Source organism: Paenibacillus glycanilyticus, assembly GCF_030161375.1.
In the GTDB taxonomy this organism is placed as follows: Bacteria; Bacillota; Bacilli; order Paenibacillales; family Paenibacillaceae; genus Pristimantibacillus; species Pristimantibacillus glycanilyticus_B.
In genome coordinates this window covers 301713-314750 of sequence record NZ_BSSQ01000001.1, presented here as the reverse complement: position 1 = coordinate 314750, position 13038 = coordinate 301713, and the positions used below count along the sequence as shown (strand labels likewise).

At 48.5% G+C, this 13038-nt stretch carries 13 protein-coding genes; 10 read left to right on the top strand and 3 right to left on the bottom strand.

Annotated elements, in window-relative coordinates; translation table 11 throughout:
* Positions 1-153 precede the first annotated feature (153 nt).
* From QQK89_RS01175 to QQK89_RS01135, 9 genes are all read left to right on the top strand, one after another.
* Positions 154-1896: an ABC transporter substrate-binding protein gene (locus QQK89_RS01175; RefSeq protein ID WP_284236576.1), complete on the top strand. Its 1743-nt coding sequence runs from the start codon at positions 154-156 to the stop codon at positions 1894-1896.
* 202 nt (positions 1897-2098) lie between these two features.
* Positions 2099-3070 (top strand): ABC transporter permease, encoded by a 972-nt coding sequence (locus QQK89_RS01170; protein ID WP_284236575.1) that lies wholly within the window; start codon positions 2099-2101, stop codon positions 3068-3070.
* Entirely contained in the window at positions 3067-4038 is a 972-nt protein-coding gene (locus QQK89_RS01165; protein WP_284236574.1) for an ABC transporter permease, read from the top strand. The genes QQK89_RS01170 and QQK89_RS01165 overlap by 4 nt, the downstream gene beginning before the upstream one ends.
* Entirely contained in the window at positions 4005-5030 is a 1026-nt protein-coding gene (locus tag QQK89_RS01160) for an ABC transporter ATP-binding protein (RefSeq protein ID WP_284236572.1), read from the top strand. The genes QQK89_RS01165 and QQK89_RS01160 overlap by 34 nt, the downstream gene beginning before the upstream one ends.
* Entirely contained in the window at positions 5027-6016 is a 990-nt protein-coding gene (locus tag QQK89_RS01155) for an ABC transporter ATP-binding protein (RefSeq protein WP_284236935.1), read from the top strand. Before QQK89_RS01160 ends, QQK89_RS01155 begins: the two co-directional genes overlap by 4 nt.
* A 231-nt stretch (positions 6017-6247) precedes the next feature.
* Positions 6248-7363 carry a sulfate ABC transporter substrate-binding protein gene (locus tag QQK89_RS01150; RefSeq protein WP_284236571.1) on the top strand — a complete coding sequence of 372 codons (1116 nt, stop codon included), beginning with the start codon at positions 6248-6250 and terminating at the stop codon, positions 7361-7363.
* A gap of 37 nt (positions 7364-7400) precedes the next feature.
* Positions 7401-8243: a sulfate ABC transporter permease subunit CysT gene (gene cysT / locus QQK89_RS01145; protein ID WP_284236570.1), complete on the top strand. Its 843-nt coding sequence runs from the start codon at positions 7401-7403 to the stop codon at positions 8241-8243.
* Between the two features lie 14 nt (positions 8244-8257).
* A complete protein-coding gene (gene cysW / locus QQK89_RS01140; RefSeq protein WP_284236569.1) occupies positions 8258-9142 on the top strand; it encodes a sulfate ABC transporter permease subunit CysW in 885 nt (294 codons plus the stop codon).
* A gap of 50 nt (positions 9143-9192) precedes the next feature.
* Positions 9193-9435, top strand: coding sequence for a YezD family protein (locus tag QQK89_RS01135; protein ID WP_434481615.1), 243 nt, complete (start codon positions 9193-9195; stop codon positions 9433-9435).
* A gap of 63 nt (positions 9436-9498) precedes the next feature.
* Here QQK89_RS01135 and QQK89_RS01130 read toward each other — a convergent pair whose 3' ends face one another.
* Positions 9499-9645, bottom strand: a complete 147-nt coding sequence (locus QQK89_RS01130) for a YqzM family protein (protein ID WP_284236568.1) — start codon at positions 9643-9645, stop codon at positions 9499-9501.
* 266 nt (positions 9646-9911) lie between these two features.
* On the opposite strand from QQK89_RS01130, the gene uvrC reads away from it, so the two are divergent.
* Entirely contained in the window at positions 9912-11792 is a 1881-nt protein-coding gene (gene uvrC, locus QQK89_RS01125; RefSeq protein ID WP_284236567.1) for an excinuclease ABC subunit UvrC, read from the top strand.
* Positions 11793-11817: 25 nt separating this feature from the next.
* On the opposite strand, the gene QQK89_RS01120 is transcribed toward uvrC, so the two are convergent.
* Positions 11818-12225, bottom strand: a complete 408-nt coding sequence (locus tag QQK89_RS01120; RefSeq protein WP_284236566.1) for a hypothetical protein — start codon at positions 12223-12225, stop codon at positions 11818-11820.
* 105 nt (positions 12226-12330) lie between these two features.
* Complete coding sequence (locus QQK89_RS01115; RefSeq protein ID WP_284236565.1) at positions 12331-12819, bottom strand: hypothetical protein; 489 nt, start codon at positions 12817-12819, stop codon at positions 12331-12333.
* Positions 12820-13038: the final 219 nt, after the last annotated feature.

The window sequence follows — 13038 nt, the reverse complement described above, 5'->3', positions numbered from 1 at the left end:
GCCAGATATTTAAATTATGTAGCCGATGTAAACAGAAATCAATACTTTTATCATTAATAGTCAGAAAAATTAAAAGATTTGAACAAATAGATTGGCAGCGGCTTATGTCAGGCATAAAGGACTAATTACGAGTCATTTAGAGGAGGAGATAGGATGATTACTCGAAAGAAACCGATGAAGTTCTTATTCCTGTTAAGTATTTTGGCAATCGTAATGGCAGGCTGTTCCAGCAACAATAACGGCAATAGTTCGAATTCCCCATCGCCTTCGGCAACAACCGCTGAAGAATCGGCATCTCCTTCCGCAGATCCAACCGCGGATCCCAATGCGCCTAAAGTAGGCGGAACCTTAACCGTAAGTACGTTCTCCGATATCGTGTCGGTCAATCCGATATTCGTCAATGATACAGCTTCAGGGGATATGACGTATTTGTTATTTGCCCAGCTGTATGATCTGGACCGTGACGGCAACCTTACCGTACAGCCATGGTCTCTTGCTGCTGAACTCCCGCAAATTTCGGAAGACAGCAAAACCTACACCATCAAATTGAAAAATACGGCCAAATGGAGTGACGGTCAACCGATCACCGCAGATGATTTGGTCTTTACCATTAATACGATCATCAATCCAAAATCAGGTGCGCCAGGCATCAGCACGTTTGACAAGGTTGGTAGCGTCGAGAAAACCGACGATTACACCGTCAAAATTACGCTGAAGCAAGTTTACGCGCCATTCCAATACTCCCTGATGCTTAACCCGGTGCCAAGCCATATCCTGAAAGACGTGAAGCCGGAAGAACTGCAGGCTAACCCGTACGGCAAGGATCCAGCGAAGACCGTAACAAGCGGTCCTTGGAAATGGTCGGAATGGAAAGCAGGCCAATATGTAAGCCTGGAAGCCGATCCGAATTATTGGGGCGAAGTGAAGCCTAATATTCAAAAAGTTGTTTACAAAATTTACGCCGATCAAAATACCGAGGTTCAAGCCCTGATCAAAGGCGATGTGGATACGACGCTGGCGATTCCGATTACGCAGCTTGAAGCGGTTGAGAAAAACGACAAAATTAACGTAATCAAAGGCTCGACTTCCACTTATGAATACGTCAGCTTCAACTTTGACGCGAATAACTTCCCAGACAAATTCATTCCGTTCTCTTCGCAAAAGAGCCGTCAAGCGATCGCTTACGCTCTGAACCGCCAAGGCATGGTTGATAACGTTCTGAAAGGTACGGGAGCTTTGATGAACGCTCCGTTCCTCCCGGGTTCTTGGTCGGATCCTGGCGACAAAGCAGTTAACTATAATTATGATGCAGAGAAAGCAAAAGCTTTGCTGGCCGAAGACGGTTGGGTGCCTGGCAAAGACGGCATTCTCGAGAAAGACGGTCACCGCTTCTCCTTCGAATTGCAGTACAATGCCGGCAACAGCCGCCGCGAAGCGGTATCCCAAATCATTCAGCAAAACCTGAAAGACGTTGGTATTGAAGTGAAACCAACAGCCATTGATTTCGCTACATGGATTGACCAGAATATTACGCCTGGTAAATATCCTGCCATTTTGCTTGGCTGGTCGCTTAGCAATCCGGATCCGGACGGCGAAAGCATCTTCTCTTCGAAATACTTCCCGCCAGCCGGTCAAAACAGCGGTTGGTACAAAAACGAAAAACTCGACAAGCTGTGGGTAGACGGTTACTCCGTTGTCGACCAAGCAGCGCGTAAAGAAATTTACAACCAAATCGCAACCGAAATTTCCACTGACCTGCCTTATGTATTCTTGTATCAATATGGTAACCCACAAGGTATTGGACCTAAAGTGAAGTATGCTGACGAGGATGCTCCTGTGCCTACGCAACAAACCGGTTACTTCTATCATATGATCAAATGGTGGATGGCCGAGTAAACAGCGTACAATACATCGTTTGCAGAAGAAGAGGGCGCGGCCCTCTTCTTCCCTGTAAACGACCTTTATTTTAGGATGCTTAATGTCTTTAAGCAATGCTTACGAAGTAGAATTGCCGCAAAAGCAGCGTCAATTCTTAGTGAATGCTTACGAAGTAGAATTGTCGCAAAAGCAGCGTCAATTCTTTTAGGAGGATGGGCAAATGACCGAGTTTATAATTCGCCGAACGCTGCAGTCCGTCTTGGTGCTATTCCTGATTACGCTCGTTACATTCGGGCTTATCCATGCCGCTCCGGGAGGACCTTTTCAAATGATGCTTGCGCCTGGCTTATCACCGGAAGCCATGGAAATACAAGCCCACAATATGGGGCTTGATAAGCCTCTTCCCATGCAATATTTACATTGGCTAGGCAATTTGCTGCAAGGAGATTTGGGTTACACGTTCAAAAATCACGTGCCAATTGGCGACATCATCTGGCCAACGGTTAAAAACACGTTTGTTCTTATGAGCGTTGCTTGGCTTCTGACCTTGCTAATTGCCATTCCGTGGGGGATTTACAACAGCACGAAAGTATACAGCCTCTCCGATCAATCGGCTTCTTTTATTTCGTATATCGGATTTGCGATGCCGACCTTTTGGTTTGGGATCATTCTTCAGCAGATCTTCTCGATAAAGCTGGATTGGTTTCCTTTGTCCGATATGTATTCGATGGATAAAGAAGGTCAAATCGGCGATCTAATGATGCATCTTATCCTTCCGGTGACCGTTCTGACTTTAAGCTTCCTCGCAGGTTACGTGAAATATTCGCGCGCCAGCATGCTGGAGGTGCTTGATCAGGACTATATCCGTACCGCCCGGGCCAAAGGGGTTCGCGAAGGTAAGGTGGTGTACAAGCATGCTCTCCGCAATGCGTTGATTCCTGTCATTACGATTATTGCACTGGACCTTCCGCTGTTAGTGGCGGGCGCAGCGTTAACTGAAAATGTTTTTAACTGGCCTGGAATGGGCCGTTTATTTGTACAGATGGCGGTTGCGCGCGAGTATTCCGTTCTTATGGCCATTACCTTGTTAATTGCAGTCATCGTAATTATAGGCAATCTGTTGGCTGATTTGTTGTACGCCGTCGTTGATCCGCGGGTGCAGCTGGGCAGGAAAGGGGGAAGGTCGGCATGAGTGAAGCCAATTTGCAGACCTCTGCGGTTATCCCTCAGGTCGAGGTCCAAAGCGTTAAGCCTCTGAAGCGTCCTCCCGGACCTTGGCGTACCGCTTGGTCGAAGTTCCGGCGTAATCCGTATGCAATGAGCGGTCTCGTCATTTTATCGATTTTTGTTTTTGGCGCGTTATTTGCTCCATGGCTTACCAAATACGATCCGGCCAAGATCGATTTGATGTTTGCCAACTTGAAAGCAGGGACCGACGGCCATTTGCTTGGAACCGATGAGATGGGGCGCGACATATTCGCAAGATTGCTATATAGCGCCAGAATTTCGTTAACGGTCGGATTCTCCGTAGCGATCGGATCGGTCTTGATTGGAACTATGGTTGGAGCTATTTCCGGTTTTTTTGGCGGCTTTATCGATACGTGCTTTATGCGTCTTGTCGACGTCATGAACTCCATTCCTTTATTGTTCCTTAATATTCTTGTATTGGCCATCTTTGGTACCGAGTTCCGCTACATGATTATCGTATTAATCTTGACGAGCTGGATGAGCGTAGCCCGTCTTGTTCGGGGGACGTTCTTGCAGCTTCGCGAAATGCAATATGTAGAAGCGGCAAGAGCAATCGGCGTATCGAACTTTGGCATTATATTCAGACATTTGCTCCGCAACTCCAGCTTCCCGATTATCGTGAATGCAACGTTGATGGTAGGGGCGGCGATTCTAAGCGAGTCGGCGTTATCCTATCTGGGTTTAGGTATTCAAGCACCGCAAACAAGCTGGGGATTGATGCTCAGCAATGCGCAGGAATTTATGCTGGTTGATCCGCTGCAGGCGGTTTACCCTGGCATATGCATTCTCGTTGTTGTGCTTGCCGTTAATTTCATCGGCGATGGCATTCAGGATTCGTTGAATCCTCGGCAGAAAATGTCCGAGAGGAGGCTAGACAGATGGCGGAAAAGCTTCTTGAAATCGAAAATCTGACAGCGGGCTTCCTAACGCAAAGCGGTACCGTCAAAGCAACGGAGAAGGTCTCTTTATCCATTAATAAAGGGCAGACCGTATGTCTGGTAGGCGAATCGGGCAGCGGGAAAAGCGTGACCTCCTTAGCAATTATGCGGCTTATTGACTATAACAGCGGCGCGATCCTGGAAGGCAGCATCAAGTTTCAAGGGGATGAGCTCGCCAAACGGAGTCAGGATGACATGATTCGAGTCCGCGGCAATAAGATCGCTATGATCTTCCAGGACCCGATGTCCTCCTTGAATCCGGTCTACACCATTGGCGACCAGATCGCGGAAAGCATTATGCTTCATCGGAAAAAAAGCAAAAAAGAAGCCCGAAAAATAGCGGTTGATATGCTGAGAATGGTAGGGATTCCGGCGCCGGAAATCCGTGCCAAGCAGTACCCGCATGAGTTGTCGGGGGGGATGTGCCAGCGTGTCGTCATCGCCATCGCCCTTGCTTGCGACCCGGATTTGCTCATCGCCGATGAACCAACAACCGCCTTGGACGTGACGGTACAAGCCCAAATTCTCGACCTGCTCCGCGGTTTGCAGCAAGAGCTTGGAATGTCGATTCTGCTAATCACCCATGATATGGGGGTTGCCGCCGAGATGGCGGACCGGATCGCGGTCATGTATGCGGGCATTATCGTCGAAGAAGGCAGTGCAAGGGATGTATTTGCCCGCCCGAGCCATCCCTATACGGAAGGACTTCTGAAGTCTGTTCCCGGTTTGGAAGGATCCCGCGGCGAAGAATTGTATACGATCAAAGGCAATATTCCGGGGTTAAGCCAGCTTCCGGAAGGCTGTCGGTTTCATCCGCGCTGCCCGCATGCCAAAGATATTTGCCGGCAACAAGCTCCGCCGGCATTCAGCGTATCGGAAGGTCATCAAGCCTCCTGTTGGATGTACATGGATGAGGGCGGGGCGGCAGCTTGGAAACTAGAATCGAATCCCGAGGTGAGCCGATGAAAGCGGAATACGTACTTGAACTGCGTGGCGTCAAAAAATATTTTCCGATTCGATCTGGTGTTCTGAACCGGGTTGTTGGTCAAGTAAAAGCAGTTGATGATGTGACGTTATCCATCCGCAAAGGCGAAACGTTTGGTCTTGTAGGCGAATCGGGCTGCGGTAAATCAACGTTAGGCCGGGTTGTGCTAAATCTGCAACCAGCTACGGAAGGCGAAGTGAACTTTAATGGCACCGATGTGCAGAAGTTGACCGGACAAGAGTTGCGCCGGTTGCGGAAGCAGATGCAGATTATTTTTCAGGATCCGTTTGGTTCGCTGAACCCGAGGTTTCTCGTTAAAGACATCATCGGTGAACCGCTGCGCCTGCATGAACGGATGACCGAGAAAGAAATCGACAAGCGCGTCGTTGAATTGATGGAGCTGGTTGGTCTTGATGCATCGCGTAGAAACCGGTATCCGAACGAGTTCTCCGGCGGTCAACGGCAGCGTATCGGCATTGCGAGGGCCATTGCGCTTAATCCCGAGTTTATCGTGGCGGATGAAGCGGTATCCGCTCTGGATGTATCGGTGCAATCGCAGGTTATTAATCTGCTGATGAAGCTGCAGCGGGAGCTTGGTCTCACCTTTTTGTTTATCGCGCATGGCCTGAATGTCGTCCGGCATATATCCGACCGGGTTGGCGTCATGTATTTGGGGAAAATCGTCGAGGTCGCGCCAACGGAAGAGTTGTTTGCAAGGCCTCTTCATCCTTATACGGCAGCGCTTTTGTCGGCTATTCCAAGGCCGGATCCTGAGCGCAAGCGGGAAAGAATCGTATTGCAGGGAGATGTGCCTTCTCCGGCCAATCCGCCATCGGGCTGCCGGTTTCATCCGCGTTGTCCGGCTGCGCAAGCCCGTTGCAGCGCAGAGGAGCCGCTACTGAGGGATCTTGCAGGAGGAAGGCAGGTTGCCTGCCATTTCCCGCTGGACGCGGAATTAATGGGATAAAAGCGAAGAGGAAGGCCCGGCTAACGCCGGGCCTTCCTTTTTTCTAGAAATATCCTATAAGGTAAGCTTATATGTTTCATAAAAAATTTCCAATTTTCTATTGACAGAAGATTGGGCGTACTGGTAATATTCATCCATAACCAACTAAACAGGTAGGAATAATATTATCTACCCGGACCACCGGATGCTAAACATTATTCAACTGTCAATAATTATAGGGGTGTGTTGACAATGAAGAGATTAGCCATTATCCGTTCGTTTGTACTTATACTTACTTTTACTTTGGTTCTCGCCGCTTGCGGCAATAATTCCAACTCCAATACGAATTCCAACGGCAGTGGAAATAAAGAAACACCCGCTGCATCGAATAATGCCGGAACATCATCCGAGGCGCCAAGCGAAAAGCCCAAAGATCCGGTTGAACTCCTTAACGTATCTTACGATCCGACTCGCGAACTTTATGTGAATTATAACGAAGCATTCTCGAAATATTGGCTCGACAAAACCGGCCAGAAAGTTACGATCAAACAATCCCATGGCGGTTCCGGCGCGCAAGCCCGCGCGGTTATTGACGGCCTGGAAGCAGACGTAGTTACGCTGGCGCTTGGCTATGATATAGACGCGCTAGTGGAGCCAGGTTTGGTTAAAGCGGACTGGCAAAGCAAATTCGAACATAACAGCGCTCCGTATACGTCGACAATCGTGTTCCTTGTTCGCAAAGGCAATCCAAAAGGCATCAACGATTGGAGCGACCTGATCAAAGACGGCGTGGAAGTTATTACGCCAAATCCAAAAACGTCCGGCGGAGCCCGTTGGAACTATCTTGCAGCTTGGGGATACGCTTTGAAACAAAACGGCAACGACGAAGCAAAGGCGCAAGAGTTTGTAAAAGAGCTGTATAAGCATGTTCCGGTTCTGGATTCCGGCGCACGCGGCGCAACTACGACTTTCGTGGAAAAAGGCATCGGCGATGTATTGCTTGCTTGGGAGAACGAAGCTTACCTGTCCGTCAAAGAGCTTGGTCCGGATAAATTCGATATCGTCTATCCTTCGTTAAGCATCAAGGCAGAACCGCCGGTAGCCGTCGTTGACAAAGTAGCCGACAAACGCGGAACTAGAGAGGTAGCGGAAGCTTACCTGCAATACTTGTATTCGGATGAAGGTCAGGAGATTGCGGCGCAAAATTACTACCGTCCTATTAACGAAACCATCGCGGCTAAATATAAAGAGCAATTCAAAGATCTTGAACTGATCACGATCGACGACTTCGGCGGCTGGAAAACGGCGCAGGAGAAACACTTCAACGACGGCGGTATTTTCGACAAGATCTATACGCCAGGTTCGTAATGACCAAGATCAAAGAGATGAACGGAGCTGACTTCACATGAAAGGTTCCAAGGCAAGGAAGTCTACAAACGTATTGCCGGGCTTCGGCCTGTCAATGGGCTTCACCATTGCTTACCTAAGCTTAATCGTTCTGATCCCTCTCGCCGGTGTGTTTGTGAAAACAACCGGCCTGAGCTGGAACGAATTTTGGGCGGTTATTACGAATCCTCGGGTAATCGCTTCTTATCGAATCAGCTTTACAACTTCTTTTTTCGCGGCGCTAACCAATCTTGTATTTGGACTTCTTGTTGCATGGGTACTAGTCCGTTATCGCTTCCCGGGCAAAAAAATTCTCGACAGCCTTGTCGACTTGCCGTTTGCTCTTCCGACGGCGGTGGCCGGTATCGCTCTGACGGCGATATACGCGCCAAACGGCTGGATGGGTTCGATCCTTGCTCCGCTAGGAATAAAGGTAGCCTACACGCAGCTCGGTATTACGATTGCCCTAATATTTATCGGCATTCCGTTTGTCGTCCGGACCGTGCAGCCCGTTCTGCAGGACTTTGAGAAAGAAACGGAAGAAGCCGCGGTTATGCTTGGCGCTTACCGGTTGCGAACTTTCTGGAAAGTGATATTGCCTGAGCTGATGCCAGCGTTATTAACCGGGTTCGCGCTGGCCTTTGCGAGGGGAATCGGGGAATACGGATCCGTGGTGTTCATCTCGGGAAATATGCCGATGCGAACGGAAATTGCCCCCCTCCTGATCATGACGAAGCTGGAACAATTCGACTACAAAGGCGCAACGGCCATTGCGCTTGTTATGCTCATCATATCCTTCCTGCTTCTTCTGCTTATCAATTTCATGCAATGGCGGATTAACCGCCGAACGATTGCGGATTAGGGGAGGGAACGCAAATGGCAGGAGCAGTAACCGCACACTTGTCGCAGGAAGCATCCAAACGGCCCAAACATATTACCGAATCGGCGACAGTTAAATGGATTTTGATTACGATAGCCGTCTTATTCCTTGGTATTGCCGTAGCTTTGCCTCTTGTATCCGTCTTTATTGAATCTTTCAAAAAGGGCTTTGACGTTTACCGGGCTGCAATTACCGATAAAGATGCTTTATCCGCATTGCGATTAACGTTGCTTGTCGCTCTTATCGCCGTTCCGCTGAACGCGGTGTTTGGCATTGCCGCGGCATGGGCGATCAGCAAGTTTAAGTTCAAAGGCAAAAACTTTCTTATTACTTTAATCGACTTGCCTTTTGCGGTATCGCCGGTCATTTCCGGACTTATCTACATCTTAATGTTTGGGGCACAAGGCTTCCTTGGTCCATGGCTCGACGAACATGATATCAAGATCGTATTTGCTCTTCCGGGCATCGTTCTTGCGACCATCTTTGTAACGGTTCCGTTTGTGGCGCGCGAGTTGATTCCGCTCATGCAGGCACAAGGGGTGCAGGAGGAAGAGGCGGCTGCAAGTCTTGGGGCGAAAGGCTGGCAAATCTTCTGGCGCGTAACCGTGCCGAATATCAAATGGGGTTTGTTGTACGGCATCATTCTTAGCAATGCCCGAGCGATGGGGGAATTTGGCGCTGTATCCGTGGTGTCCGGCCATATCCGGGGGGAGACAAATACGCTGCCGCTTCATATTGAAATTCTATATAACGAATATCAGTTCTCGGCTGCTTTTGCCGTAGCATCCTTGCTTGTTATGCTGGCGGTGTTGACTTTGATGGTGAAGGCTTTGTTTGAATGGAAAACGAACCAACGAGCGTCGCACGAAAAGCTGGATTAATTTTTTTTTGAAATTAATACCGAGTAAATCGGTTGATTATGGAGGGGTTAATGATGGCAAAACCGTTGGAAGTAGATCAAGTGTGGCTGGACCGTATCCTTGAGCAAGTGAATGGATTGCAATATGGTTCTGTCAATATTACCGTACATGATGGACGTATTGTTCAAATCGACCGGACCGAGCGTACTCGCTACGATCAGCCTTCCCATAAGCAGGTTCAGCCGGAACCGCAGAAAACCGCTAACGCTAATAGCCATTCAAGCGGCGACAACCTGCGGGCGGTTGCTCAATAACAACCCCCAGAAGAAATGAAAAAAGCTCCGAATCGGATATCCGATTCGGAGCTTTTTGTTTGGTTACGAGATGATGAATTTGATGATGACAGCTGCAGCGAACAATACGGTCATAAAACCGAGCATTCCACCAAAGCCTGCCATTACGTCCATCAAGTCGTGGCGCGGTTCTTCGTTCACATGTTCGCGCGGATCACGTACATTTTCCATAATGAATTACGCCTCCCTTGAAGACCATTCAAAGCTTATAATAGTATACCCAACTTTACGAATTATTGTAAAGCAATTAATTGACAAATATAAGGCGAAACATGCGTTCGATATGCTAAAATAAATGAATACAGACGAGGCAGAGCATACGCCTAGAATTGCCACGCAATTCTAGGCGTATGCTTTCGAAGTAAGAATTGCTGCGCAATTCTAAGCGTACGCTTTCGAAGCAAGAATTGCTGCGCAATTCTTTTTAGGAGGGAACAATGGACCAGCAACAACAAAACACATCAGTCAGCCGAGCTGAAGCCGAAGAACTAATCCGCAACAAATTAGCGTTGCTTCCGGATCAGCCCGGCTGTTATTTAATGAAAAACGGGGAAGGCACCATTATCTATGTAGGCAAAGCGAAGGTGCTCAAAAACCGTGTCCGCTCCTATTTCAACGGAAGCCACAATGGAAAGACGCAGCGGCTCGTATCGGAAATCCGCGATTTTGACTATATTATAACCTCGAGCAATATGGAAGCCCTTATTCTCGAGCTTAACCTGATCAAGCAACATCATCCAAGGTACAATGTTCTACTGAAGGACGACAAGACCTTTCCCTATATTAAGATCACGAATGAAAAACATCCTCGTCTAGAGGTTACCAGGCGTGTTGTGAAGGATAAAGGCAAATATTTCGGTCCGTACCCAAACGCTTACGCCGCCCAACAAACGAAGAAGCTGCTCGACCGGCTGTATCCGCTTCGCAAATGCGGCACTTTACCCGATAAAGTATGCTTGTATTATCACATCGGCCAATGTATCGCCCCATGCGAATACGACGTGGAGCCAGGCCAATACGAGACGATGATCCAGGAAATTACAAAGTTTCTAAACGGCGGCCATGACGTAGTGAAGGCGGATCTGCAGCGGAAGATGGAAGCGGCGGCGGAGGAGCTGGACTTTGAACGGGCCAAGGAATACCGGGACCAAATCGTAAGTATCGATGCCGTCATCGAGAAGCAGAAGATTACGATGAATGACGCGCTTGACCGCGACATATTCGGTTATGCGGTAGAGAAGGGCTGGATGTGCGTTCAGATTTTGTACATGCGTCAAGGAAAAATGATCGAACGCCGCGGTACATCGTTCCCTTATTACGGAGAAGAATATGATGACTTTATGACGTTCGTCACCCAATATTACAGCGATAATCCGGCATTGCCGAAGCAGATTTTGCTTCCGCTTCCCGCTACGGAAGACGAGCAGAGCGAGGACTCCTCTAACGCAGCCGATGAATTTGCTTCCATGCTTCATAACTGGCTGAAGGTCAAAGTGTTAATGCCGCAGCGCGGCCGGAAGAGCGAAGCGGTAACGATGGCCATTGATAACGCGAAGATTGCCCTGGCCGATAAATTCCGTTTAATTGAACGGGATGAGGAGAGAAGTGTCCGAGCTTCCGAAAGTTTGGCCGAATGGCTTGGTTTGCCGGAGGTAAGGCGCATCGAAGCGTTTGATAACTCCAATATTCAAGGAACGAATCCGGTTTCGGCGATGGTTGTATTTACGGATGGCAAGCCGGATAAGAAGGAATACCGCAAATACAAAGTGAAGACTGTTGTTGGCGCGGATGATTATGAGACGATGCGGGAGGTAGTCCGCCGCCGTTACGAAAGAATGCTGAAGGAGCAGCTGACTCCGCCTGACCTGATTGTCGTCGACGGGGGTAAAGGTCAAATATCCGCCGCTCTGGATGTCTTGCATAATGAGCTCGGGCTTTATATCCCAGTTTGCGGACTTGTGAAAGACGCGAAGCATAAGACGGCACAGCTGATGACCGGAGATCCTCCGGAAGTCGTGCCGCTGCCGCGCGACAGCCAAGAGTTTTATCTATTGCAGCGCATTCAAGACGAGGTTCACCGGTTTGCGATTTCGTTCCATCGCGAGCAGCGCGGCAAATCGATGATTGCGTCCCAGCTGGATGCGATACCGGGCATCGGCGAGAAGCGGCGCAAGCTGCTGCTGAAGCATTTCGGATCAATCAAGAAGATCAGGGAAGCCTCCATTGAGGACTTTAAGCCTCTATCGATCGGAGAGAAGCTGGCTTCGGACATTCTTGCTGCCTTAAATAACAATGAAAATGACAAAGAAAAGGAATGAGGGGGAACCTCATTCCTTTTCTTTGTTAATGTTTGCCTTTGTCTTTGTTTTTATCTTTATTGTTATTTTTGTCTTTGCCTTCATTTTTGCCTTTTTTATCAGCGTTTTCAGTTGCAGCACCCGCACTGCGGCCGCCGCTTTGGTTGCCGCCGCTTTTGCCGCCGCCTTTACCGCCGCTTTTGCCACCGCTTTTACCGCCAGGTCCGCCTCCGGAGCTTTTGTTACCGCCGCTTTGGTTGCCGCCGCCAGGGCTTTGGTTACCGCTGGTACGGTTGCCGCCGCCAGGGCTTTGGTTACCGCTCGTACGGTTGCCGCCGCCAGGACTTTGGTTGCCGCTTGTTTTGTTCGCGTTCGCGGACTCTTTACCTTGTTTGTTGTCTTTTTTGTTGTCCTTGTTGTCTTTGTTGTTATCCTTGTTATTGTTCTTTGGCAATTCTATCACTCCTCTTAAACGTAGTACTAGATTATATGAAGAATGATAGATTTGCTCTTGTACAGGAGTGGATAGACGCGTGAAATGGTCCCTTGTCCGATTATTTTAGAGCGCGATGCTTGTTATTTTGCTAAGGGGAACGTAGACAATATAAGATGTCTTATAACTCACTGCCGAGAAGGTTGCATTTCCGTTCTGGAAGCCGGCCCATTTCACTTTATCCAAGTCTTTGCCGTTATCAAGCGTGACGCGATGAATAACTTGTCCGAGCGACAGCTTGCAAAGAATGCCGTACGCATAGTCAGCATTGCTTTTGCCGTTTGTTTTTTCCCCCCCGTTGCACGGAATTGCTGAATTGTCATGACAGCCGGAAGATTTGTGATCATAGCAGCTGCTTCCTTGAGATTTGTGCTCGCAGCATTTATTTGAAGACTTATGCTGATGCGAGGATTTACCTGACGATTTATGGCCGCTTGATTTTTTCTTTCCTGATGATTTGTGCTTGCTGCCTCCTGATTTTTTGCATGGGTCGTAGCATTTTTTGCTGGAGCTTTGCTTGCTGGAATAACCGCTTACTTTCGATTTTGTAGACAATCCTATCACCTCCATTATTGGTCTAATAGATTATATTAAGATGAAATCCAATGCTCTTGGACAAAGTGGCCGTTTCTATTAAATGGGCTTGCCCCAGATCAAATATCCGAATAATGGCATAAAAAAAGGGGGTGTCCCATAAGTCATGAAAATGACGATGGGACACCCTGTTTTTTGTTTTAGGTAAACCAGCTGCCTGCGCATTAAATGTTCTTCCAA

Excerpts from the sequence above, each read along its gene's own strand:
- uvrC (WP_284236567.1), top strand. The coding sequence starts at position 9,912 with ATGGACCAGCAACAACAAAACACATCAGTCAGCCGAGCTGAAGCCGAA.
- QQK89_RS01135 (WP_434481615.1), top strand. The coding sequence starts at position 9,193 with ATGATGGCAAAACCGTTGGAAGTAGATCAAGTGTGGCTGGACCGTATC.
- cysW (WP_284236569.1), top strand. The coding sequence starts at position 8,258 with ATGGCAGGAGCAGTAACCGCACACTTGTCGCAGGAAGCATCCAAACGG.
- QQK89_RS01130 (WP_284236568.1), bottom strand. The coding sequence starts at position 9,645 with ATGGAAAATGTACGTGATCCGCGCGAACATGTGAACGAAGAACCGCGC.
- QQK89_RS01170 (WP_284236575.1), top strand. The coding sequence starts at position 2,099 with ATGACCGAGTTTATAATTCGCCGAACGCTGCAGTCCGTCTTGGTGCTA.
- QQK89_RS01150 (WP_284236571.1), top strand. The coding sequence starts at position 6,248 with ATGAAGAGATTAGCCATTATCCGTTCGTTTGTACTTATACTTACTTTT.
- cysT (WP_284236570.1), top strand. The coding sequence starts at position 7,401 with ATGAAAGGTTCCAAGGCAAGGAAGTCTACAAACGTATTGCCGGGCTTC.
- QQK89_RS01155 (WP_284236935.1), top strand. The coding sequence starts at position 5,027 with ATGAAAGCGGAATACGTACTTGAACTGCGTGGCGTCAAAAAATATTTT.
- QQK89_RS01175 (WP_284236576.1), top strand. The coding sequence starts at position 154 with ATGATTACTCGAAAGAAACCGATGAAGTTCTTATTCCTGTTAAGTATT.
- QQK89_RS01165 (WP_284236574.1), top strand. The coding sequence starts at position 3,067 with ATGAGTGAAGCCAATTTGCAGACCTCTGCGGTTATCCCTCAGGTCGAG.
- QQK89_RS01160 (WP_284236572.1), top strand. The coding sequence starts at position 4,005 with ATGGCGGAAAAGCTTCTTGAAATCGAAAATCTGACAGCGGGCTTCCTA.